The organism is Rhizohabitans arisaemae (assembly GCF_025996515.1).
Classification (GTDB): domain Bacteria; phylum Actinomycetota; class Actinomycetes; order Streptosporangiales; family Streptosporangiaceae; genus Rhizohabitans; species Rhizohabitans arisaemae.
In genome coordinates this window covers 328,799-352,629 of sequence record NZ_BLRH01000035.1, presented here as the reverse complement: position 1 = coordinate 352,629, position 23,831 = coordinate 328,799, and the positions used below count along the sequence as shown (strand labels likewise).

At 69.3% G+C, this 23,831-nt stretch carries 20 protein-coding genes; 7 read left to right on the top strand and 13 right to left on the bottom strand.

The features are described from left to right. Nucleotides 1–31: 31 nt before the first annotated feature. A complete protein-coding gene (locus RUR_RS23765; protein WP_283137379.1) occupies nucleotides 32–793 on the bottom strand; it encodes a DUF4386 domain-containing protein in 762 nt (253 codons plus the stop codon). 163 nt (nucleotides 794–956) lie between these two features. On the opposite strand from RUR_RS23765, the gene RUR_RS23760 reads away from it, so the two are divergent. Beyond that, entirely contained in the window at nucleotides 957–1,685 is a 729-nt protein-coding gene (locus RUR_RS23760) for a TetR/AcrR family transcriptional regulator (RefSeq protein ID WP_283137378.1), read from the top strand. Nucleotides 1,686–1,888: 203 nt separating this feature from the next. Here RUR_RS23760 and RUR_RS23755 read toward each other — a convergent pair whose 3' ends face one another. After that, nucleotides 1,889–2,323 carry a hypothetical protein gene (locus tag RUR_RS23755; RefSeq protein WP_283137377.1) on the bottom strand — a complete coding sequence of 145 codons (435 nt, stop codon included), beginning with the start codon at nucleotides 2,321–2,323 and terminating at the stop codon, nucleotides 1,889–1,891. Between the two features lie 190 nt (nucleotides 2,324–2,513). After that, nucleotides 2,514–3,500, bottom strand: coding sequence for an NAD(P)-dependent alcohol dehydrogenase (locus RUR_RS23750; RefSeq protein WP_283137376.1), 987 nt, complete (start codon nucleotides 3,498–3,500; stop codon nucleotides 2,514–2,516). Nucleotides 3,501–3,815: 315 nt separating this feature from the next. On the opposite strand from RUR_RS23750, the gene RUR_RS23745 reads away from it, so the two are divergent. Continuing rightward, nucleotides 3,816–4,442: a dihydrofolate reductase family protein gene (locus RUR_RS23745; protein ID WP_283137375.1), complete on the top strand. Its 627-nt coding sequence runs from the start codon at nucleotides 3,816–3,818 to the stop codon at nucleotides 4,440–4,442. Between the two features lie 139 nt (nucleotides 4,443–4,581). After that, entirely contained in the window at nucleotides 4,582–5,529 is a 948-nt protein-coding gene (locus RUR_RS23740) for a hypothetical protein (RefSeq protein ID WP_283137374.1), read from the top strand. Here RUR_RS23740 and RUR_RS23735 read toward each other — a convergent pair. Continuing rightward, the gene (locus tag RUR_RS23735) at nucleotides 5,526–5,759 is read right to left on the bottom strand and encodes an SbtR family transcriptional regulator (protein ID WP_283137373.1); all 234 of its coding nucleotides are present in this window, start codon (nucleotides 5,757–5,759) and stop codon (nucleotides 5,526–5,528) included. The genes RUR_RS23740 and RUR_RS23735 overlap by 4 nt on opposite strands. Between RUR_RS23735 and RUR_RS23730 the strand changes: the two genes are divergently transcribed. Then, nucleotides 5,758–6,315, top strand: coding sequence for a TetR/AcrR family transcriptional regulator (locus tag RUR_RS23730; RefSeq protein WP_283137372.1), 558 nt, complete (start codon nucleotides 5,758–5,760; stop codon nucleotides 6,313–6,315). The genes RUR_RS23735 and RUR_RS23730 overlap by 2 nt on opposite strands. 75 nt (nucleotides 6,316–6,390) lie before the next feature. Beyond that, nucleotides 6,391–8,049, top strand: a complete 1,659-nt coding sequence (locus tag RUR_RS23725) for an alpha/beta fold hydrolase (protein ID WP_283137371.1) — start codon at nucleotides 6,391–6,393, stop codon at nucleotides 8,047–8,049. A gap of 310 nt (nucleotides 8,050–8,359) precedes the next feature. On the opposite strand, the gene RUR_RS23720 is transcribed toward RUR_RS23725, so the two are convergent. Further along, nucleotides 8,360–9,916, bottom strand: a complete 1,557-nt coding sequence (locus RUR_RS23720) for an amino acid permease (RefSeq protein WP_283137370.1) — start codon at nucleotides 9,914–9,916, stop codon at nucleotides 8,360–8,362. Nucleotides 9,917–9,952: 36 nt separating this feature from the next. Then, the gene (locus tag RUR_RS23715; protein ID WP_283137369.1) at nucleotides 9,953–11,011 is read right to left on the bottom strand and encodes a phosphotransferase; all 1,059 of its coding nucleotides are present in this window, start codon (nucleotides 11,009–11,011) and stop codon (nucleotides 9,953–9,955) included. A gap of 239 nt (nucleotides 11,012–11,250) precedes the next feature. Here RUR_RS23715 and RUR_RS23710 point away from each other — a divergent pair, with 239 nt between their 5' ends. After that, nucleotides 11,251–13,647 (top strand): GcvT family protein, encoded by a 2,397-nt coding sequence (locus RUR_RS23710; RefSeq protein WP_283137368.1) that lies wholly within the window; start codon nucleotides 11,251–11,253, stop codon nucleotides 13,645–13,647. Nucleotides 13,648–13,773: 126 nt separating this feature from the next. Then, on the top strand, nucleotides 13,774–14,694 hold the full coding sequence (locus RUR_RS23705) for a sensor histidine kinase (protein WP_283137367.1): 921 nt from the start codon (nucleotides 13,774–13,776) through the stop codon (nucleotides 14,692–14,694). A 4-nt stretch (nucleotides 14,695–14,698) separates the two neighbouring features. Here RUR_RS23705 and RUR_RS23700 read toward each other — a convergent pair whose 3' ends face one another. From RUR_RS23700 to hutU, 7 genes are all read right to left on the bottom strand, one after another. After that, entirely contained in the window at nucleotides 14,699–15,301 is a 603-nt protein-coding gene (locus RUR_RS23700; RefSeq protein ID WP_283137366.1) for a sigma-70 family RNA polymerase sigma factor, read from the bottom strand. 409 nt (nucleotides 15,302–15,710) lie between these two features. Further along, complete coding sequence (locus RUR_RS23695) at nucleotides 15,711–16,676, bottom strand: sigma-70 family RNA polymerase sigma factor (RefSeq protein ID WP_283137365.1); 966 nt, start codon at nucleotides 16,674–16,676, stop codon at nucleotides 15,711–15,713. A 147-nt stretch (nucleotides 16,677–16,823) separates the two neighbouring features. Next, the gene (gene hutI, locus RUR_RS23690; RefSeq protein WP_283137364.1) at nucleotides 16,824–17,975 is read right to left on the bottom strand and encodes an imidazolonepropionase; all 1,152 of its coding nucleotides are present in this window, start codon (nucleotides 17,973–17,975) and stop codon (nucleotides 16,824–16,826) included. Nucleotides 17,976–17,996: 21 nt separating this feature from the next. Next, nucleotides 17,997–19,337, bottom strand: a complete 1,341-nt coding sequence (locus tag RUR_RS23685; protein ID WP_346349061.1) for a formimidoylglutamate deiminase — start codon at nucleotides 19,335–19,337, stop codon at nucleotides 17,997–17,999. Further along, the gene (locus tag RUR_RS23680) at nucleotides 19,321–20,619 is read right to left on the bottom strand and encodes an allantoate amidohydrolase (RefSeq protein WP_283137363.1); all 1,299 of its coding nucleotides are present in this window, start codon (nucleotides 20,617–20,619) and stop codon (nucleotides 19,321–19,323) included. The genes RUR_RS23685 and RUR_RS23680 overlap by 17 nt, the downstream gene beginning before the upstream one ends. 76 nt (nucleotides 20,620–20,695) lie before the next feature. Next, nucleotides 20,696–21,565, bottom strand: a complete 870-nt coding sequence (locus RUR_RS23675; RefSeq protein ID WP_283137362.1) for a MurR/RpiR family transcriptional regulator — start codon at nucleotides 21,563–21,565, stop codon at nucleotides 20,696–20,698. A gap of 456 nt (nucleotides 21,566–22,021) precedes the next feature. Continuing rightward, the gene (hutU, locus tag RUR_RS23670; RefSeq protein ID WP_283137909.1) at nucleotides 22,022–23,695 is read right to left on the bottom strand and encodes a urocanate hydratase; all 1,674 of its coding nucleotides are present in this window, start codon (nucleotides 23,693–23,695) and stop codon (nucleotides 22,022–22,024) included. Between the last annotated feature and the right edge of the window lie 136 nt (nucleotides 23,696–23,831).

The following is a 23,831-nucleotide window of genomic DNA, read 5'->3' as shown; positions in this document are numbered from 1 at the left end:
CGGTTTGCGCCATCGCGGCTGCGTGGGAAGATCAGCGCTTTCCGACGCGCATGATCAGGAAAGCGGCTGCGGCGAGGAACCACAGCTGGACGGCGGTGACCCCGACGCTGGTCAGTGCCCCGGCATCCACCCCGGCAAGTTCGGCCAGTGGGAGTGTGGTTGCGGCGGCGGCGATCACGCCGAGCCACGTCAGCCAGACCGGGGCGAACTCGCGGATGGCGATCGTCGTGCAGACCACGGCCGCGGCACCGAACGCGGCGACCCCGAGCAGCTCGCCGATCCCGCCCCCGTAGTCGTTCAACGTCTGGAACTGAACGGCCAGGATCTGCCGCATCGCGGGGTCGGCCTCGGCCCATTCGGCGGCCAGCGTCGGCATCGCGGTGAGCCAGCGCAGGATCCCGATCGCGCGGGCGAGTGCGGAGACGGCGGCCAGGATCACAGCGACCCTGGCGATCGGGCTCAGCCGTCCCCCGGTGGTGGTGCAGACGGTCACCAGCGCGGCGATCACCGGGAGGAACAGCAACGAGTAGGCCAGATAGGCCAGGTATCCCACCCGGACCGCGCCCTCGTTCTCGGCCACCAGCGGCAGGGTGACGCCGGCCGGATCGCCGAGTCCTTGCGGCCAGTTGACGGCCTGGCCGAGAACGACCAACGGGACGCCGATCAGTAAGCCCTCCACCGCCAGGAGCAGGCCGGCCGCGAGAACCCGGCGCCGGGAGCGGTCCTGTCGTTGTCCTGGCGGGTCCTCAGCAGTGGAGGCGAGAGCGTGGGGAGTGCCGGCTGAGGCATTCATGAAGCTATCTCCTTACATGGTTCGACTTCTCGAACGAAGATAGACCTCCCTAACAATGTTAGTCAATCCAGATGCTGTTAGAATTCGATGCTGTACGGCGGCGCGGACGGCCGCCGTGGCCGCTCACGATGTCGACGACGTCCCGGACGGAAGGTGGCCAGCGGTGCACGAAGTCCCGCTCCGGCAAGGTTCGCTGCGCGAAAGGAAACGGGCGGCGACGATCGAAGAGATCAAGTCCGTGGCCCTCGGCCAGCTCGCCGCCGACTCCGGCCAGATGACACTGCGCGGGATCGCCCGCGAGGTGGGCATGACCGTCCAGTCGCTCTACCACTACTTCCCGAGCCGGGACAACCTGATCACCGCTCTGGTCGCGGACGCGCACAACGCGCTGGCGGACACGATCCAGGCCGCCGGACAGGAATCCCGGGCCCTGCCGGCACCGGAACGGATAGTGCGGATCGCCCTGGCCTACCGCCGGTGGGCGGTCGAGCACCGGGCCCGCTTCCTGCTGATCTACGGGACACCCGTCCCCGGATACGAGGCACCCGAGGGAGGGCCGACCACCGGCGCCGCCCGCCGCCTCGGAGCGGTATTCACCGACGTGATATTCAGCGACTGGACCGCGTCCGAGATCGCCGGGATCCGCACGCCCCGCGAAGACGCTCAGGCGACTCGCGCGCTGGCCACCGCAGCGGAACTGGTCTCCCCCGGCCTGCCGCCTGCCGCGTTCGGACTGGGCCTCGAACTATGGGGCCGGATCCACGGGCTGGTCATTCTGGAGATCCTCGGCCACCTCCCCTGGCTGGGTACGTCCGCCGCCGCCCACTACCACTCCGCCGTCCTCCGCGCCGCCGCAGACATAGAACACATCCGCCGACCCGGCACCACTTAGCTCTCCCCGAACTACGGTGAGTGCGGGGAAGGCGTGACCGATACCTCGTGGGGACAGTCAAACCCCAGCCAGGTCAGCGAGGCCGGGGTGAAGTCACGGATGTCGATCGCGGTACAGGCCACGGCTATGCCGCCGAATGCGGTGACTCCGAGCGGCTCACCGAGCCCACCGCGCCTCTCAGAGTTCCACGAGCCCCAGGTGGCTCAACGGCAATCCACTCTGTGAGTTTCGAAAAGCATAAGCCGCTGTGGCCTCGGAGTAGCACGAGCCTGAAAGCAAACGTGTTCGGTGCCCGTGTCGAACAGAAATCCATTATCCGAGACGTCTACAAGAATATGAACAACATCGCTGCGCCATGAGATTTCCACGATTTCAAGATTGAGCCCGGTGGAAGCATCTCGAATCCTGTCAACGTCATCCGGCCCTTTCGGCGAAAGCACCTCGACTCTGGAGATGTACCTACCCAGCTCATCCTCAGCCCGGTTCTCGACTGAAAGGTTATGAGTGAACGTGGTTACGGACCAGAAAACCCAGGGACCTATGACTATGGTTACTGCGATTGCGAGGATAAGAACGGCCAAGCCCGTCACGATACGTGATTCCAGCCAAGGAGGGACCATTTTCAGGAAATCCTTCATAGGGACAGCGAGAACAGGGTTGCCGAAGTCTATGATATGGGCCAGATAACGATGACAACGCGCCCGATCCAACCTATTCTTCCGCAGCGCTTATCATGGGCAGGTTGTCCGCAAGGGCCCGCAAGCGCGGTGAAACCCCTGGTGGCAAGCCCGGGATCCTACTGGAGGCCGGGCACCGTCTGGCGACCGTCTAGCTCTGGGCGGGCCGATCTGCAGGATCGACGAGAATGACGACATTGCCGATCTTCTTGCCCGTTTCGACGTATCGATAGGCCTCGACGATGTCGTCCAACGGATACCGCCGGTCGATGACCGGGGTGAACTCACCGGATTCAATCAGTGTCTTGAGGTACTGCGGTATCCCCGGATCCGGCCTCGGAATCGGGAACCTGACCTTCCTGCCGCCAAGCAGCGGCGTGACAAGCGCCAAGAACAGGTTCTGCCACCCAGGGCCCAGTTCCGACGCGATGTAGATCCCACTCGGTTTCAGCAGCCTCTTGCATCGGCCGAACGTGCTCTTGCCGACCGCGTCCATGACGACGTCGTATCTCTGCTTGTCGGCGGTGAAGTCCTCGGTCGTGTAGTCGACGACCCGGTCGGCCCCCAGGCCCCGCACCAGCTCCAGGCTCTCGGTGGCGCAGACCGCGGTCACACCGGCGCCGAGGCTCTTCACCAACTGGACCGCCGCCGACCCGATGGCCCCGGTCGCCCCGTAGACGAGGATGTCCTGCCCCTCCCGGATCCCCGCCCCCTTGATCATGGTGAGGGCGTAGTACGCGCCCTCGGTGCTGGGGGCGGCCTGATCGTAGTCGAGGCCCTCCGGCATGAGGGCGAGCATGCCGTCCTGAGGAATCGACAGGTACTCGGCGTGGGCCCCGAAAGCGGCGTCACTCAATCCGAACACACGGTCTCCGACTCGGAACAACGTGACGTCGTCGCCTGTCTCCGCGACCTCTCCCACGAACTCATTCCCGAGGATCGTCAACCGCGGCCGGAAAAATCCGGTGAGGAATCTCCAGAAGAAGGGGTCGGCCGCGCGTGCCGCGCAGTCCGTACGATTCACCGTGGTCGCGTGGACTCTGACCAGCAATTCGTTCTTCTTGATAGACGGCTTCGGTGCCTCTGCGATGCGAACCACGTCTGGCGCGCCGTATCTCCTGCGGACTGCAGCCCTCATGGCCAGAGTGTAGCCACCGTGCCGAGGTCACGCGTGGGTCCGACCATTCCGTACCGGCCACCGACAACACGCGTGTGGCCACCAAGTTTGGCCGGCGACTGCGAAGCATCCGACCTTGGAGTTCAACGTTGATCCAAGCGATGGTCGGCGGCCGCTCCGAGGCTTACCGGGCGGTATGTACACGATCTCCGGTCGCGACCCGCCGGAAAATTCACGAAAGAAATCCGGAAGACGGTGCCGCATTGAGGCGGAGATGTTTGTCAGAAGAGTGAGGGAGCCCACGACAGGCGCCTCGATGAGAAGGGAACCTCGACTATGAAACTGACGACCTACACGCAGGTCTCCGTCGATGGAGTGATGCAGGCGAACAGCGGGCCGAATGCGCTCGACGTCGGATTCGAGCGCGGTGGATGGGCCTTGGGACACTCCGACGACGAGTCGAGGGCGTTCGTGGAACAGGTCTACCAGCGCGCCGACGCGTTCCTGTTCGGTCGGCGGACCTACGAGCTCTTCGCCGGTTACTGGGGCGTGATGGACCCGGACAGCAGCCCCATCGCGGCCGCCTTGAACACCCGGCCCAAGTACGTCGCGTCGAACACGCTCACCGAACCGCAGTGGGCGGACACGATCGTCTTCTCCAGTACCCTCGCGGCCGTCTTCTCCGGTGACCTCGCGGCGACCATCGGCGAATTGAAGACCAGACCGGCGGGTGAGCTGCAGGTGCACGGCAGCGGCTCCCTGACCCGATGGCTTCTTGAGAACGACCTCGTCGACGAGATGAATCTGCTCATCGTCCCGGTGGTCGTCGGCCAAGGCACCCGGCTGTTCCCCGACACCGGGCTGGACATAGCGCTTGACCTGGTCGAATCGCGGGCGTTCCCGAAGGGCGCAACGCTACAGGTCTACCGGCCGGCCGGTCGCCCTCAGTATGCGACCGGCTGAAGCACGCGACCGGGGATTCTCGACCCGAGACCAATTGTCGCGAGCAGAGGCCACCTACCGCTCTCAATGCCAGGAGACACGGAATCCTTTGTTTCGGTATCGAGGCAAATGTCGGCGGTGGAGACTACATTCCGGTGCCGTGACCGACCTGCCGCCGCCATGGGTTGACGACCTCTTCCCGTTTCCCACCCCGCCCGCGCTCCGCACACTGGTGGACATCGTCTGGCAGCATGCCTACGCCTTCTACCAGGAGAACGAAAGCTACGATTTCACGCTGCTGGGAACCCACTACGACTTCATGTTCGACCTGGCCGCGATTCCCCGCCCGCCCGACGGCTGCGACGCGTATCCCGAGTTCGACGAACATGCACGGGAACCGGCGATACCGATGTTCGCCGTGCCGGAGTTCGTGCCCTTCGGCTCATTGGGCGACGGCGGCTACGCCGGTTGGCTGGTGCCCGCGCCGGAACTCGGGCGGCCGGACCATCCGGTCGCCCTGGCTGGCGGTGACGAATGCGGCGTCACCTTGATCGGCGCGGACACCCGTATCGGCCTGGAGTTCATGCTGTCGTGGGCCCTCCGGCGGTGGCGCGACACCCCGGAGACGGCGTGGCGCGACCAGGACCGGGGGCTTGCCGACCGGCTGGCCGCCGTACTCGACGTGCATCCGGACCCCGATCGGCGCTACCTCGGGTCGTCGTGGAACGGCACGACGGTTGTCCGGGACACCGGATTCGACATCGAGTTCGACGTCCCGGAGGGGTGGCGGCACGAGATCGGCGAAGACGGCATCGGCGTCCTCGCCCCGGCCGGCGCCTACGCCGATCAGGAGCCGGGGTTCACCGAGGAGACGCCGCTCGAACCTGTGCTGGCCACCGCGGCGCGCATCCTCGACGCCGGACACCCGGCCTCCGCGCTGCTGGTGCTCAAGGATACGTTCGCGAACAGCCCGTCCTGCTACTTCGCCGACCTCAAGCCGTTGTGGGCCAGGGCCTACCGGGATCTCGGCCGACCCGGGTACGCGGAACGCCTCGAGGAGATGACGCCGATGTACCAGGTGTGCTTCTGCGATTCCCCGCACCGCTAGGAGGCCATCCGATCAGGTCCCGTCTTGCGGGCGGCGAGTCCGTCCAGGACCACGGAGAGGAGGTGCTCGTGACGGTCGGCCATGGCGGTCATCCGTTCGGAGACCAGGCTGACCGCGGTGACGAGCGTGAAGACGTCGTCGCCGTCGACGTCGGGGCGGATGTGGCCGGAGTCCTGCGCTCTGCGGAGCAGGTTGAGAAAATATACAGAACGGTCTACTTTTGTGGCCATGGGACAGAAGGGAACGGCGACGCGGGCCCGGATACTGACCGCGACGCAGGAGTTGGTCGAGACCGGGGGATACTTCGGCGCCGGGCTCAATCGGGTGGTCGCCGTCAGCGGCGCACCCCGCGGCTCGCTCTACTTCCACTTCCCGGATGGCAAGGATCAGCTTGTCGCCGAGTCGATACGACAGGCCGGCCAGGCGACGGGCGCCGCCTTCGAGGGCCTGGCCGAGTCCAGCACGTCCGTGGCGGAGTTCGCCGAAGGGGTGCTGCTGCACCTGGGCGATCGGCTGGAGGAATCAGGCTGGCACAAGGGGTGTCCGGTGGCCACCGTGGCGCTCGAGATGGCCGGCTCCAGCGACACGCTGCAGCAGGCCTGCTCGGAGGTGTACACCTCGTGGACGACTGCTCTGCGTGCGCAACTCGAGGGGCGCCGGGACGCCGACGACCTCGCGGTCACGATCTTGGCCTTGATCGAGGGGGCTCTCCTGCTGGCCAAGGCGCACCGCAGCAGGGAGCCACTGGATCGCGTCACCCGCCAACTCGCCACCCTGCTGCGCTGACCCGGGCCCGCCGCACTCAGGCGGGCTCTCTTTATGCCAAAAAAATATGTAGACCGATCTATTAAGAAGGTGTTCATGGACGCGATCGTCTTCGGTGCGACCGGTTTCATCGGCCGCTCCCTCGTCGCCGAGCTGCTCGGCAGGGGACAACAGGTGGCGGCGGCCGTACGGAACGACACCCTCACCCCCTGGCTGGACGCACAGGGCGTCGACGCCGGCCGGCTGACCGTCGTCACCGCCGACATCACCCGACCGCTCACGGGACTGCCGCAGGTGCGCGACGTCTACAACACCGCGGCCCGCTTCGCGTTCGGCCTCGGCGTGGAGGAGGCGCGGGCGACCAACGTGACCGGGGCGCTCAACGTGCTCGAATGGGCCGCCACGCTGCCCGGATTGCGATGCCTCGTGCACATCAGCGGGTACCGGGTGAGTAACGCTCACCCGGACTACGCCAAGCTGGGCGCGTACGAGGCGTCGAAGGCCGAGGCCGATCTCGCGGTGCGCGCCAGGGCCCGCGAGCTGGAGGTCCCGCTGACCGTCGCCAATCCCAGCACGGTGATCGGTCCCGGTCAGTACATCGGCCTGGCCTCTCTCGTCGAGGACCTCTGGAACGGGCGGCTCCCCGCGCTCCCGGGTGGTCCCGACGTCTTCCTGCCGATCGTCACGATCGACTACCTCTCGCGGTTCCTGGCGGAGCTCCCCACCTCGCCTGCGGGACGGGACCACTGGGTGCTCGACGACACGACGCCGCGCCTGCCCGAGCTGGTCGGCATGATCGCCGACCACCTGGGTATTCGGGCGCCGCGCCGTACCATCCCCGTCGGCCTCGTGCGCCGCCTGCCCCGGAAGATCACCGGCGCCGACCCCGAGACGCTGTCGTTCCTGTCGAGCGACCGCTACCCGACGGCCTCCGCCCGCGCGCTCGCCGAAGCGGCCGGCCTGGAGATGCCCCCGGCCCCCGGCGCCCTGCGCGCGTGGGCCGACGACCTGGTGGCCACCCGCTTCGGCGCCGCGTCGCCGTGGCTGAGCCCGTACGGCTTCCGCGGCCGCACCTGGACGATGGGAGACGCGCACCGGCCCGCCCACGTCCTGCTGCACGGGCTGCCGATGAACGCCGACCTGTGGGCGCCCCTCGCCGCGCACCTGCCCGGCCCGATCCTCGCCCCCGACCTGCCCGGCCTGGGACGTTCGGCTCCCACCGCCCAGCCGACGGACGCGTGGCTGGCGGACCTGATGCGCCCGGTGCGAACCCGCCCCACGCTGGTCGCGCACTCGCTGGCCTGCGGGCCGGCGCTCCGCTTCGCGGTCGAACATCCCGGACGCCTCGGCGCGCTTGTTCTCATCGCCCCCGCGTTCCTGCAGGCTCCGAGCTCGCGGCTCACCCGCTCCGCCCTGGCCGTACCCCTACTGCGCCGCATGTCCGCCGCTCGCCTGGCCGCCGTGCTCGGCGTTCCCGAGGGGCCGGAGGTGGCCAGCGCCGCGGCGGACCTGCGCCGTCCGGGGGTGGCGCGCCGTGTGATCGCGGCGATGCGGACGGCCTTCGCCGAACGCGAGACGTCACGGTCGCTCCTGGAGCGGGTCAGCGTCCCGGTGGAGATCCTCGTGGGCTCGGCCGATCCGCCGGTCGTCGGCCACCGGGTGACCGAGATCGCCGGAGCGGGGCACTACCCGCAGCTCACCCATCCGGCTCAGGTCGCCCGCCGCCTCGACCAGGTCCGCGACCCGATCGGATGAGTGGCGACGATCGGAATCCGCCGGTCGTTCGCGTAGCCTGCGGCGCGTGACGAGCACCGACGAAACTTGGTTTCCCGTCGTCAACGGACTCCGGAGCAACGCCGTGCACCGGCCGGTCGCCTACGACGGTGACGGCAACCGCGCCGGAAGGCCGGGCGCACCGAGCGTGCGGCGAGGGAGTCCATGATCAAGCGGGCACGACAGCGCCCATCGCGAAGAGTCCGTACGGACCGATTCGATCCGCACGGCCCATTCAGACGGCACGCGACCCGTAAGAGACCGGTCTCAGCCGGTCAGGCACGGTGAACGGTCAGCCGACCGGCTCGCCTTCGGGGGTGGGTTCGGGGGTGTCGTCGACGGTGCGGCGGGGGCCGGTGAACCAGCGGCGGGCCGACAGTGCCCACCACAGCCCCACCGAGACGACCATGACGCCGAGGACGATCGGGGCGTAGTTGACGGCGGTCCAGGTGAAGTCGTCGCTGAACGGGACGGCGGCGGGCACGACCGGCATGACGAAGTAGACCGAGACCACGACGATCTCGATCACCGCGATCCAGCCGAGGGGTTTGTACCAGCGGCCGAGGTTCCACGGGCCCGGCTCGAATCGGTCCCCCATCTTCAGCCGGAGCCAGATGGGGATGAGGAACGCCAGGTAGAGCCCGATGACGGCGACGGAGACCACGGCGTAGAAGGCGAGCGGAGCTCCGTTCGGGGCCTCGTAGAGGGCGGGGAGGGTGAGCAGCAGGGCGGCGAAGCAGCCGGCCAGAATCGCGTTGACGGGGGTCCGGTTCCGGTCGACCTTGGCCCAGAGCCGGGAGCCGGGGATGGCGCCGTCCCGGGCGAACGCGTAGGTCATCCGGGACATCGAGGTCACACAGCTCATTCCGCAGAAGAACTGGCCGATGGTGGAGATGCCGAACACGACGGTGGCCATGGTCGGGGTGAGGGAGGAGGTGAAGATGGCGCCGACGAATCCGGCCTCCTTGTTGACGGCGTCGACGTCGGTGGCGGCGAACAGGAAGGCCAGGAGCAGGATCCAGCCGCCGATCGCCGAGTAGAAGATCGACTGCCAGAGTCCGCGGGCGGCGCTCCGGGCTGCCCCCTGGGTCTCCTCGGAGACGTGGGCGCAGGCGTCGAAGCCGGTGATCGTGTACTGGGTGAGCAGGAAGCCGAGCGGCAGGATGTAGAACCAGTAGGCGGAGTCGGCGAAGCCGGAGTTGTTGAACGTCTCGGTGAAGACGAAGTCGAGCGACTGGTGCTGCTCGGGGCCGAAGATCAGGATGAGGACGACCACGGCCGCGCCGACCACGTGCCAGTAGACGGAGACGTTCTGCAGCAGCGAGATCAGCCGGTGGCTGTAGATGTTGATCAGCGCGTGCAGGACGAGGATCACGGCGAAGAGGATGAAGGTCCGGTTGAGCGGAGTGAGGAAATTCGTCCAGCTTTCGCTGAACCGGCCGATGGTGATGTTGAGAAACGTCGCGCACCCGTAGTCGACGGACGCGGTGACCGCGATGAGCCCGATGAGATTGAACCAGCCGGTAAACCAGCCGTGGACGGGTTTACCGAGCTTCGCCGCCCACCAGTAGATGCCGCCCGCGGTGGGATACGCGGAAACCAGCTCGGACATGCAGAGGCCGATAATCAAGATGAAGATCGAGATTATCGGCCAGCCCCAGGAGATGGCGATCGGTCCGCCGTTGTTCCACGCCTGGCCGAAGGTCGTGAAACAGCCGGCCAGGATCGAGATAATCGAAAACGAGATGGCGAAGTTGGAGAATCCGCTCCAGGTCCGCGAGAGCTCTTGTTTGTAGCCGAGCTCCGCCAATCGCTTACTGTCGTCGTCCAGGTGGGGGGTCTTGGCCACAGGGCCTCCTTGGGGCGTACGGTATCGCGCGAAGCATCAAGCCCTCCGGACCTCGTCGATGAGGCGGCCGAATCCGGGGTCGTCCAGGGCCTGTACGGCTCGCGCCCACTTGTCGGCCGCCTCTTGGGCGTAGTCGAAGTCGGCGTCTGCGGCTTTTCCGGCCAGCAGCCCGTGGTGGACGGAGAACCACAGCGTCCAGGTGAAGTTCGACATGATCGCGTTGAGCCGGGTCCGGTCGAGCGAGTCCCGGGCCGCGCTCCGGTCGAACCCGGCGCCGTAGCCGGCCCCGTATCCGCCGTGGTAGGCGTAGACGAGCTGTTCGACCTGGTCGTCGTCGAAACGTGCCTCGGCGGCGACGTCGCCGAGTTCGAAGGCGTGGTCGTTGTTCCCGGAGAGCTGGTAGTCGACGATGCGGACCCGCCGGGGTGACTCCTGAAGGATGAAGTTCTCCGGGAGCAGGTCGTTGTGGCAGGGTACGGTGGCCGCGGGCCGGGCCCGCAGCACCCGTTCGATCTCGTCGGCTTGCGGAAGCCGGTCGAGGTAGCCGTCCGGGATGCCGAGCCCGTGCTTCCGGCACCGCCCGAGGAGTTCGTCGAGTTTGCGGAAGATCGAGAAGTCGTTCACGAATCGCGGCCCGGCGTGGAGTTTCCGGCACGCGGCGGCGATGTCGGGGATGAGCCGCGGCTCGCCGACGGAGGCGGCGTCCAGGGTTTGACCGTCGATGTATTCGAGCAGGAGCGCGGGCACTCCGGGGAGCCGGTGCACGATCTGTGCCCCAACACCGGTGACCGCCGCGTGCCCCGTGTTGAGAATCTCCTGTTCCAACGGGATTCCCAGACCCGCCGAGGCGACCTCGGGATCAAGTACACGCAGCAGCCACCGGTGCCCGTTCCGCTGCCGATCTCCGGTGCGCGCCGGCCGGGTGGTCCCTCGCGGCTGCGCGTTCCGAATTTCGGTTGCCGACACAATATCGTGATCTAGGGTCTCCACCAAACCGATTCGGTGACTGAGTCCGCCCTTGATTTGCCGGTATTTCACCGGGGTACCCGCCCAGGCCGCCACCATCTCCACGATCTCTTCGATGGAGTGCGGCATGCGGTCTCCCTTGCACGCGAAGCTGACTGGAGTCAATGCGTACGTATTCCGCGGCGATGTGAACCGCGATCTTTGTCTGTCTGATCGTCTGATCGGGCTCCGCGTTACAGGAATGTTTTCGGACAGCCGATCCCGCTTTTGGTTCGGCCCTTTTCCGGTACGGCTTCCCCCTACCCGGCTACCCATCCGGACATCCATCACGCATGATCAAGTGGTGGCAAGGCTCCGAGGAGGCACCGATGTACCGTGAGGACGACGCACAGGCCGTGGTGATCGGGGGTGGCGTCGCCGGGTGTTCGGTCGCCTACCACTTGGCCCGCCTGGGCTGGACCGATGTGGTCCTGGTCGAGCAGCACAACCTCACCGAGGGGACGACCTGGCACTCCGCGGGATTCGTGGGCCAGCTCCGCTCGACGATCAGCCAGACCCGCATGATCATGTACTCCGCCGGGCTCTACCCGGAGCTCGCCGAGCTGACCGGCCTGGATCCGGGGTGGCACGGGGTGGGCGGGCTGCGCCTGGCGACCACCCCGGCCCGGGTCGAGGAGCTGGCCCGGCAGGCGAGTTCGGCCGAGACCTACGGGCTCCCCCTCGACCTGCTCACCCCGGCCGAGGCCGCCGAGCGGCTCCCGCTGCTCGCCGTGGACGACGTGCTCGCCGCGGCCTGGCTCCCCGGCGACGGCTGGCTCGACCCCGCGTCGCTGGCGCGGGCCCTGGCGGAGGGCGCGCGCCGGCTCGGGGTGCGGATCCGTACCGGGGTCCGGGTCACCGGGATCGACGTCGCGAACGGCCGGGTCACCGGGGTGCGCACCCTCACCGGGGGCGAACCCGGCCGGATCAGGACCGAAACGGTGGTGAACGCGGCGGGCGCGGCGGCGGGGGTCGTCGGGCGGATGGGCGGAGCAGACGTCCCGATCGTCCCGATCCGGCATCAGTACGTGGTCACCGAGGGGTTCGGCGTCCCCGGCGACACGCCCACGGTGCGGGATCCCGACAACATCGTGTATTTCCGGGAAGAGCAGGGCGGGATTCTGGTCGGCGGCTACGTCCGCGCACCCAAGATCTGGGAGACGACGACCCCGCTCGACGAGCCGCGCACGCTCTTCCCCCCGGATTCGGCGCAGTTCGCCGAGTCGTGGGAGTCCGCGGTTCGCCGACTTCCCGCCCTCGGCCGTACCCCGATCGTCAAGACCGTGCACGGTCCGGAGGCGTTCACCCCCGACGGGGAGTTCCTGCTCGGCCAGACCTCGGTCGCCGGGTTCTGGGTGGCGGCCGGATTCTGTGTGCACGGGCTCGCCGCGGCCGGGGGCGTCGGCAAGGTGACGGCGGAGTGGATCGTCGACGGCACCCCCGAGTACGACGTCTTCGGCATGGACGTCGCCAGATTCGGGGCGTACGCGCGGAGCGGGACCTGGGCGCGGACCCGGGCGATCGACGCCTACAGCACGTACTACGACATCGTCTATCCCGGACAGGAACGTACGGCGGCGCGCCCGCTGCGCCGATCACCCGCCTGGCCTCGCCACCTCGCGCTCGGCGCCGCATTCGGGGAGAAGGCCGGATGGGAGCGGGTCAACTGGTTCGAGTCCAACGCCGCCGCGGGCGGGGACGCGGTACGGCCGCGGGGCTGGGCGGGCCGTCTCTGGTCCCCCGCCGTCCGGGCCGAGTGCCTGGCGACCAGGGACGCGGCCGGCCTGTTCGACCAGTCCTCCTTCGCCAAACTGGAGTACCGCGGCCCCGTCTCGGCGCTGGAGCGGGTCTGCGCGGGCCGGATCGACCGGCCGGTCGGCTCGGTCGTCTACACCCAGCTGCTCAACCGCCGCGGCGGCATCGAGGCCGACCTCACGGTGACCCGGCTCGACGAGGACCGGTTCCGCCTGATCACCGGTACGGCCTTCGGCAGGCACGACGCGGCCTGGCTCCGGGCGAACGGGGTGGAGACCTCCGACGTCACCTCGGCGCACGCGTGCTACTGCCTCTGGGGACCGAAGGCCAAGGAGATTCTGGCCCGCGTCACCGACGACCCCCTCGACTTCGGCTTCATGCGGTCACGGGAGATCAGCGTGGGCGGGGTCCCGGTGCTCGCGCAGCGGGTGACGTTCGTCGGGGAGTTCGGCTGGGAACTCTACTGCCCGTCCGAGTACGGGCTGACGCTGTGGGACCTGCTGACGGAGGCGGGCACCCCGTCCGGCATGCTCCCCGCGGGGTATCGGGCGATCGACTCGATGCGGCTGGAGAAGGGGTACCGCGTGTGGGGTCTGGACATCACCCCGGAGACCACCCCGGAGGAGGCGGGCCTGACGTTCGCGGTGCGCACGGGGGACGGGGACTTCATCGGCCGGCGGGCCCTGCTGGACGGGCGGCCGCGGCGCGCGCTCCGCTGCCTGGTCCTGGACGAGGAACCCGAAGGGGCACCCGTCGTCTGTCTCGGCGGCGAACCCGTGCGTGTCGGAGGGCGGACGGCGGGGCGCGTGACCAGTGGGGGCTACGGTTGTCGAGTGAATCTCTCGATCGCGTACGCGTACCTCCCGCCCCAGGTCACCACGGGTGACCGGGTGGAGATCGGGGTCTTCGGCGAGTGGGCGGGCGCCCGCGTGTCGAAGGAGCCTCTTTACCCCCTCGCACAGCCTTGTTAGTTTGAGTCGCGTGCCCGCCAACGGCGCGAACGCACGCAACCTCACGCACCCGTCTCGACCGCCCGGCATCAGGCCTGTGGGCGCGGTCGGCCGGTCCCGGCTGCGCCTGTTCCCGGGCGGGTCCGCATGACCTTCGCGCACTACGTCCTCCCCTTCGAGACGGACGAGGAGTTCCTCGCGTCGGCCGTCCCGTTCCTGGACGAGGGACTGGAGGCCGGGCTGCCTTCCCTGGTGGTGACCAGGCAGGACAATGTGGATCTCCTCCACGACACGCTCGGCCGGGACGCCAAGAAGATCCTGTTCTTCCTGTCGGACGGCTGGTACCTCCACCCCCCGCGCACGATCTCGGCCTACAACGACTTCATGCGGGAGCACGACAGCGACAAGGTGCAGATCATCGGGGAGCCGGTGTGGTACGGGCGCGACCCCCGGGAGGTCCGCGAGTGGACGCGGTACGAGGCGATGGTCAACCGGGCGTTCACGACGAGCGGGTCGCGGGTGGCCTGCATGTACGACGCCAGGATCGTCGCGCCCGAGGTTCTGGCGGACGCCATGCGCACCCATCCGCTGCTGCTGACCCGCGGCGGGGAGACGATCAACGACCGGTACGTCGTCCCGGAGGACCTGGTGCTGGACGGGGACGCCGAGCCGTTCGGCGCGCCGCCGGAGACGGCCAGGACGATGTCTTTCTCCCTGCGGGAGCTGAAGAACCTCCGCGACTTCGTCACCTATCACGCGCTCCGGGCCGGCCTGCCGCGGAACCGGACCTCCTCGCTCGTCCTCGGGGTGGCGGAGATCGCCAACAACGCGGTCGAGCACGGGTCGGGCCACGGCGCGGCCTATCTGTGGACGGACGACGGCGAGTTCGTCTGCGAGATCGTCGACCCGGCGGGGACCGCGCCTTCGCGGTTCCCCGGCTACGTGCCCCCGGTTCCGGAGGCGCCCCGGGGGTACGGAATGTGGATCACCCGGCAGCTCTGCGACCTGATGGAGATCCGCGTCGACGCCCTGGGTTACCGGGTGCGTCTGCGCATGCGGGTGCCTTGAGGGGTCAGGCCGCCTGGCGCTGGCCGGGCAGGTCCGCCTTGACCACGCCCTCCTCCCGCGCGTACTGCGCGAGCATGGTACGGAGCTGGCGCCGGCCCCGGTGCAGCCGGGACATGACGGTGCCGATGGGGGTGCCCATCCGCTCGGCGATCTCCTTGTACGGGAAGCCTTCCACGTCGGCCAGGTAGACGGCCATCCGGAAGTCCTCGGGCAGGTCGCGGAGCGCGTTCATCACCGCGGAGTCGGGCAGGCGCTCCAGCGCCTCGGCCTCGGCCGACTTGAGCCCGGTGGAGCTGTGGGACTCGGCCGCGGCGAGCTGCCAGTCCTCGATGTCCTCGGTCACCGAGAGCTTGGGAGAGCGCTGCTTCTTGCGGTAGTCGTTGATGAAGTTGTTGGTGAGGATGCGGTGCAGCCAGGCTTTGAGGTTGGTGCCCTCGCGGAACTGGTGGTAGGAGGTGTAAGCCTTGGCGACCGTCTCCTGCACCAGGTCCTCGGCGTCGGCGGTGTTGCGCGTCAGGCGCATCGCGGACGCGTAGAGCTGGCCCGTGATCGGGACGACATCCCGTTCGAACCAGGTGTGGCGCTGTTCGTCAGCCGTCAAGATCATTGATCCCCCTCTGTACTGCCTTCCTCTTGTCGTGCGGATTCGCTCCGAACGTCCCTGTGCGGGCGGCTTCCCCCATGCTTGCGCTTCATCCGTAAATCGGAGATAAGGGGCTTCCTGCCTCGTGAGCTCTCTACTCGTTTTGCCGTCGGCGGTGACGTCACGCCCAAGGCGAGAGCCTGCGATCCGGGCTTAGTGCGCTGTGTACTTCCGACTCCATCGCAAGCCCCGCTGAACAGGTCTCATCAGCATAACATCCCGAGGGTCATTTAAGAGGAAATGTGGCCAGGATCACATATGGTATGGATTGACCCGAGTTTGTACCACCCTTTATTGACCACCCGGATTGCCCCCCGCGATCGCGGCGGGTGCGGAGCCCCCCTCCTGGCCCGCACCCCCCTCGACCCCCGGGCTAGGCGGCCCGGCCCGCTGTGGCGAGTTTACGCAGCCTGGCCAGGGCCTCACGCTCGATCCGCCGGGCCCGATCCCGCCCGATCCCATACCGTTCGCCCATCTCGGTCAGGGTGTGCTCGCGTCCGTCGACGAGACCGTAACGCCAGCGGAGCATCTCCTGGGCCTGCCCGCCCAACCCGATGAGCCACTCCTCCAGCCGCTCCCGCTCCAGAACCTCCAGCGCCCGCGCCTCCGGGTCCGCCCAGTTCTCGTCGGCGATCATGTCCCCGAGCTCGGTCTCGTCGTCGTCCCCCACCCCGAGCTGCAAGGAGATCGGCTCCGAGGCCCAGCGCCGCAGCTCCCTGACCCGCTCGATCGGGAGCTCCAGCGCGGTGGCGAGCTCGCCGTCGGTCGGCTCCACGTCGAACTCGGCGAGCATGTCCCTGCGGACCCGCATCAGCCGGGTCATCTGCTCCCCCGCGTGGGTCGGCAGCCGGACCGGCCGCGCCTGCTCGTGGATGGCCCGGCCGACGGCCTGCCGGATCCACCAGGTGGCGTAGGTGGAGAACTTGTACCCCCGCTGGTAGTCAAACTTCTCGACCGCGCGCACCAGGCCCAGGTTCCCCTCCTGCACCAGGTCGATCAGCGGCATGCCCCGCCCGGAGTACTTGCGCGCCACGGCGACGACGAGACGCAGGTTCGCCTGGATGAACTCGTCCTTGGCCCGCTGCCCCGAGACGGCGATCCGCTCCAGTTCCTCATGCGTGGCGGTACGGCTGCCGCCGGGAACATCCGCCTCGCCGGCGACGGCGCGCGCGCTGTCCAGCAGCTGTTCGGCGTAGAGGCCGGCCTCGATTCGCTTGGCGAGCTCGACCTCCTGCTCCGCGGTGAGCAGAGGGATACGGCCGATCTCCACCAGATAGGTGCCCAGCAGGTCCCGCTCCGCGACCTGCTCCTCCCGCTGCGGCCTCTTCGTCTGAACCATCCGTTGCCACCCCGTTCCTGTGGGCGTTCCCGCGCTCCACGTCGAACATCCCGTTCGCCCCGACCAACGAGTGGGGTGAAGGGAGAATTCCCTTACGTGGTACGTCAAATGGATGATTCTTAGTTCATACTTTCGGCCGATGTGCCTTTATGCGATCTGCTGTCCCGATCGCCAAACCGAGGCCACAAGCGGCACTCCCGGCCGATAAGCCAAATGTATAAACGAGGGGGCGTCGAGTAACACAAGATCCGCTCTCGATCCCACCCGGATCACGCCCACATCCTCTCTACGCAGGGCTTTCGCACCTCCCGACGTCGCCGCCCGCAAAGCCTCCACCGGGGTCATATGCATTTCGCGCACCGCCAGGGCGATACAGAAGGGCATCGACGAAGTAAACGAGGAGCCGGGATTGCAGTCGGTCGCCAATGCCACGGTAACCCCTGAATCCAGGAGGCGGCGCGCGTCGGGGTAGGGAGATCGGGTGGAGAACTCCGCCCCAGGGAGGAGACAGGCCACCACTCCGGAGGAGGCGAGCGCCGCCACGTCCTCGCCGGACAGGTGGGTGCAGTGGTCGGCGGAGGCCGCGCCCAGCTCGCAGGCGATCCGCACCCCGGGTCCCAGGCCGAGCTGGCCCGCGTGGACCCGGGGCTGCAGACCCGCCCGCAGCCCGGCGGAGAGGATCTCCCTGGTCTGGTCGCCGTCGAACGCCCCCCGCTCGCAGAACACGTCCACCCAGCGGGCATGCGGCGCGCACGCGTCGAGCATCTCGCCCGTCACCAGGGCGACGTAGTCGTCGGCGGCCACGCCGGGGGGCACGACGTGCGCACCGAGATAGGTCGTCTCCGGGGTGTGCTCCCGGGCGATCCGCAGCGAGCGGGCCTCGTCGGCCACGCTCAGCCCGTACCCGCTCTTGATCTCGACGGTCGTCGTGCCCTGCCGCGCCATCTCGCCGACCAGCCGCGCGACGCCGCGTTCCAGCGTGGCGTCGTCGGCCGCCCTGGTGGCGGCGACGGTGGTGCGGATCCCGCCCGCGGAGTACGGCGTGCCCGCCATGCGCGCGGCGAACTCGGCGCTCCGGTCGCCCGCGAAGACCAGGTGGGCGTGGCTGTCCACGAAGCCGGGGACGACGGCGGCCCCGGCGCAGTCGACCCGCCGATCGGCGGGAGGGGCCTGCTTGGCCGGACCGACCCAGACGACCTCCCCCGCCGCGGCGATCACGGCGGCGTCGGTCAGCTCCTCCCGCTCCGGATCCGCGGTGAAGAGCACCCCGATGTCGTCGAACAGCGTCGCGTCCGCCATGTCCCCTTCTTCCCCGTTGAGCTACTCGTGTAATGCGCCGATGGAGTCGGCCAGCATCCCGCCGACGTCGCCCAGCATGTGCCGCCCCTCCGCCACGATCCGGCGGCCCCCCGAGACGACCGAGTGCACATCCGCCGCGCTCGCCGCGAACACCGCCGACTCCACCGCGGTCGGCTTGGACGCACCCGCCGTACGGACGGAGTCCAGCCGGATGGAGACCAGGTCGGCCCAGGCGCCCGGGACCAGGAATCCCGCGTCGGGGAAGCCGAGCGAGGCGTGCCCGGCCGCGGTGGCCACATTCAGCAGCTCGCGGGCCTGCCAGTGGCCCCGCTTCCCGGTGGCGAGCCGTTCGTCCAGCTCGATCGCGCGCAGCTCCTCGAAGACGTCGATCACGGCCTGGCTGTCGGTGCCGATGGTGACCGGGGATCCGGCGTCCAGCAGCGCCCGGGCCGGTCCGATGCCGTCGGCGAGGTCGCGTTCGGTGGTCGGGCACATGCAGACGTGCGTGGTCGAGCCGCTCAGCAACGCGATGTCCACATTCGACAGATGGGTGGCGTGCACGGCCGTCGCCCGGGGCCCGAGCGCGCCGCGGTCGTGCAGCAGCTGCACGGGGGTGGCCGAGTACGCCTCGACACACGCCTCGTTCTCCCTGCGCTGCTCGGAGACGTGCGCGTGCACCGGGCTCGCCTGCTGGTGGGCGAACTCCACCACCACCGTCATCTGCTCCGGCGGGACCGCGCGGACCGAGTGGATGGCCGCGCCGACCTCCACCTCGGGCGTCTTGCGGTAGGCCTTGGCGAGATCCTCCGCCCGCGCCGCCCAGCGGACCGCGTCACCGTCCCCGAACTGCCGCTGGGTGCCGACCAGGGCGGTGCCGATCCCGCCGGTGAGATAGCAGGCGTCGAGCAGGGTGATCCGCAGACCCGCCTCCCGCGCCGCCGTGATCAGCGCGTGCCCCATCACGTTGGGGTCGTCGTACGGCTTGCCGTCCGCGGCGTGGTGCAGATAGTGGAACTCGCCCACGCAGGTCACCCCGGCCAGCGCCATCTCGGCGAACGTCGCCCGGGCCAGGGCCAGGTAGCTGTCCGGGTCGAGGCGGGCCGCCACGCCGTACATCTGCTCGCGCCAGGTCCAGAAGGTCCCCCGATCCGCCTGCGTCCGCCCCCGGAGCGCGCGGTGGAACGCGTGCGAGTGGGTGTTGGCGAAGCCCGGTGTGGTAAGACCGCGCAGGACGACGGCTCCCGGCGGCGGGTCGGCCGTCTCCGGGGTGATCGCCGAGATGCGGGAGCCGTCCACCGTGACCAGGACGCCGCTCACCACCTCTCCCGGGGGCAGCCAAGCCAGCTCACACCAATAGTCCACAGAGATCCTCCAGAACAGCGGTCAGGGCGGTGACCCCGGAATGGCAGTCCTCCCGCTCGGCGAACTCCTCGGGCGAGTGCGAGACGCCGGTGGGGTTTCTCACGAACAACATCGCGCTTGGTACACCCGCGCCGGCGAGCACGCCAGCGTCGTGTCCTGCCCCGGTCGGCAGAACCGGTGCCCCTCCGGGAGTATCCCGTCTCCCCTCCGTCCAGTCACCCCCCGCCCGGCTCGGTTCGGCGACATTTCCCGGAAGGATCTCCGGTTCCCCGGTGAAGCGGCCGCGCAAACCACCGGCCACCGCGGCGACGCGGTCCCGGAGAACGGCGTCGAACTCCACCACCGGGGTCCAGGATTCGCAGACCACCTCGGCGGGGCAGGCGGCGGAGAGCTCGGCGACGAGCCCGCGGACCGTCTCCTCCTCCGGCGCGCGGGCGTCCAGCCAGGCACGGACCAGGGAGGGGATCGCGTTGGCGCTCCCCGGCGCCACGCGCACCCGGCCGAACGTGGCCACCGCGCCACGGCGCTCCGCGATCTCCCGGGCGGCGAGGACGGCCCGCGCGTACGGCAGCATCGGGTCGTCCCGGTCGGCCAGGGCGGTCGTCCCCGCGTGGTCGGCCCGTCCCGCGAAGTCCAGACGCCAGCGTCCGTGCGGCCAGATCGCGCTCGCCACCCCCACCGGGGCACCCGTCTCGACCAGGCCTCTGCCCTGCTCGACGTGGAGTTCCACGAAGACGCCGATACGCCGGAGCGTCTCGTCGTCCCGGCCGAGCCCGGATGGGTCCCGCCCGGCCCGCCGGAGCACCTCGGCGAGGGTGTCCCCGGCGTCGTCGGTCAGCCCGGCGGCCCGGGCCGGGTCTAGCACCCCGGTGAGCAGCCGCGATCCGACGCACGGCACCCCGAAGCGCGCGCCCTCCTCGTCGCTGAAGCACACCACGCCGATCGGCCTCGGGGGGGTGGTCACCCCACGGGCGCGGAGTTCGTCGACGGCGGCGAAGGCGGACACGACGCCGAGCGGCCCGTCGAACGCCCCGCCGTCGCGGACGGAGTCGAGGTGGCTGCCGGTGACCACGCCGGGGGCGGCCGACGGGTCGCCCCACCAGGCCCACTGATTCCCGTTCCGGTCCTCGTACCGGGAGAGGCCCCGCCGATCCGCCTCCTCCGCGAACCACTCCCGCAGCGCGAGGTCGGGTTCGGACCAGGCGTCGCGGCGGTAGCCCCCGGTGTGCCGGTCCCGCCCGACCTCGGCGAGTGCTCCCCACATTCCGTCGAAGCCGTTCATGCCTCACTCCCCTGAAATGAATGACTTCATTCATATCGGAATATCAGGCGGATGGGAATCCCGGCCCGCGCCGCGGTCAGGGGAGGAAGACGCCCTCGTCGGCCCGCTCGTACATCTCCAGGCGCCGCTGGGTCCGGACCGGATCGGCGTCGGCCATGGCCTCCACCAAGATCATGGAGAGGACGAGCGGCGCCCCCTGGGCGTCGAACACCAGCCGCTCGCTCACCCCCGCCTCCAAGAACGCGTCGGCCGCCACCAACCGGGCCAGCGCATCCCGGCGGTCGGTTATCACGGCGGTACGCAGGCCCAGCTCACGGGCGCGGCGCAGGGCGTGCACCGTCTCGGCCGGATACCGCGGCATCACGAACGCCAGCAGCCAGCTCGCCCCCGCGTCATAGGCCGCATACAGCTCGTCCAGGAGCGTGGAACCCCCCGAGACGAGCAGCCGCAGATCCGGGTGGACCCGGCGCGCCACATAGGCGAACGTCGTGGCCAGTCCCGCCGACACCCGCAGGCCCAGCACCGGCAGCGGCTTGGACCCGGCGAGCGCGACGCCCAGCTCGGCGACCGCGGTGGGGTCAGTGAGGCGTTCCCGCAGCGCCAGCAGATTGCCGACCTCGGCGTCGACCGCCCCCTGCCACTCGTTTCCGGTCGTGCCCTCCTCCCGTCGGCCGGCGGCGAGACCGGGCAGGACGAGGGGGCGGAGCGCCCCGAGCATCTCGGGGTAGCCGGCGAAGCCGAGCGCGACGGCGAACCGGGTCACCGACGGCTGGCTGACCCCGACGCGTTCGGCCAGTTCCACGCTGGAGAGGAAGATCGCCTCGGTGAGGTGTTCGGAGAGGTACTGCCCGATGCGCCGCTGCGCCGGAGACAGCCGGCGCCCCTCCAGCAGCCGCGAGAGCCCGGCGACATCCCCCTGCACCGTCGTCCCCGAATCCGCCCTCATCCGTCCTCCGTCCCGTTCACCGGCCCCCACGATCACATAACCGGAGATCCCGCGAAAGCTCCCATGTCAGGACGGTATCTCCCGCCCCCGAAACCTCCACGATCTCCGGGTACGGGCCCCGCCGACCCGCTCCCCGAACCCGCCCCGCATACGATCCGTGTGATCGTTGCGACATGCGCCCCCCTACAGGTGCGCACAGCACAACGATCACCCGATGCCGCGGGTACGGGCTGCGCCGGACCGATCCCGGTGCCCGCTCCCCGCCGGCCACCGCCCGCATGCCCTTGTGATCGTTGCGCTGTGCACACCCCGAGCGGTGCACACAGCACAACGATCACCCGGCACCGGGTGTACCGGCGCCGGACCGCTCTCGAAGAACTTCGCGAGACACCCGCCGCAGGCCGTACCGGACTCAGGACCGGCAGGGTCCGCCGCAGGCCGTACCGGAACCGCGGGTCAGGAGGCCGAATCGGGTCCTTCGCGCATGGGGATGCGGACGTCGCGCTCACGGGCCACCTCGATCGCGTGGTCGTATCCGGCGTCGACGTGCCGGATCACCCCCATCCCCGGGTCGTTGACGAGCACCCGGCGGATCTTCTCCCCGGCGAGCCGCGTCCCGTCGGCGACGGTGACCTGGCCCGCGTGGATGGACCGGCCGATCCCGACCCCGCCCCCGTGGTGGATGGAGACCCAGGCGGCGCCGGAGGCCACGTTGAGCATGGCGTTGAGCAGCGGCCAGTCGGCGATGGCGTCCGAGCCGTCGGCCATCCCCTCGGTCTCGCGGTACGGCGAGGCCACGGAACCGCAGTCCAGGTGGTCCCGGCCGATCACGACGGGCGCCTTCAGCGTGCCGTCGGCGACCATGTCGTTGAAGCGTTCGCCGGCCCGGTCCCGCTCGCCGTACCCCAGCCAGCAGATCCGCGCGGGCAGGCCCTGGAAACGCACCTTCTCCCCGGCCATGCGGATCCAGCGGGCCAGCGGCTCGTTCTCCGGGAACAGGTCCAGGACGGCCCGGTCGGTCGCGGCGATGTCGGCCGGGTCGCCGGACAGCGCCGCCCAGCGGAACGGGCCCTTTCCCTCGCAGAACAGCGGCCGGATGTAGGCGGGCACGAACCCGGGGAAGTCGAAGGCCCGGGCGTACCCGCCGAGCCGCGCCTCCCCCCGGATCGAGTTGCCGTAGTCGAACACCTCGGCCCCTGCGTCCTGGAAACCGACCATGGCCTCCACGTGCCGGGCCATGGACGCGCGGGCCCGCTCGGTGAACCCGGCGGGGTCCTTGGTGCGCTCCTTCTCCCAGTCGGCCACGGCGATGCCGGAGGGGAGGTACATGAGCGGGTCGTGCGCGGACGTCTGATCGGTGACGACGTCGATCTCGGCGCCGCGCCGCAGAAGCTCGGGTACGGCGTCCGCGGCGTTGGCCTCCACGCCGATGGAGAGCGGGCGGCGGGCGGCCTTGGCCTCCAGGGCGAGCCGCAGGGCCTCGTCCAGGGAGGAGGCCCGGACGTCGAGGTAGCGGTGCTCGATCCGGCGTTCGATCCGGGCCGGGTCGACCTCCACGCAGAGGGCGACGCCGCCGTTCATGGTGATCGCCAGCGGCTGGGCCCCACCCATGCCTCCCAGGCCGGCGGTGAGGGTGATGGTGCCGGAGAGGGAGCCGCCGAAGCGCTTGGCGGCCACCGCCGCGAAGGTCTCGTAGGTGCCCTGCAGGATGCCCTGGGTGCCGATGTAGATCCACGACCCGGCGGTCATCTGCCCGAACATGGTGAGCCCGGCCGCCTCCAACCGGCGGAACTCCTCCCAGTTCGCCCAGTCGGGGACGAGGTTGGAGTTGGCGATGAGGACGCGCGGGGCCCACTCGTGGGTCCGGAACACCCCGACCGGCCTGCCGCTCTGCACGAGCAGGGTCTCGTCCCCGCCCAGGGTCGTGAGGGTACGGACGATCGCGTCGTAGGAGCGCCAGTCGCGGGCGGCCTTCCCGGAACCGCCGTAGACGACGAGTTCCTCCGGGCGTTCGGCGACCTCGGGGTCGAGGTTGTTCTGGAGCATGCGGAGCGCGGCCTCCTGCGGCCACCCCCTCGCCTGTGGTGTGGTCCCGCGGGGGGCGCTGACCGTGCGGCTGGGCGCGTCCATGGTGCCGACCTCCGTCAAGCCATATTGAATGAATGTATTCATCTTGCCAGCACTCCTCGCCCGGTCAAGGCCCCGGGCCGGGACACGGTGCGGCTAATATCACAAGTCCCCCCGACACGGTGGGAAATCACCGGAG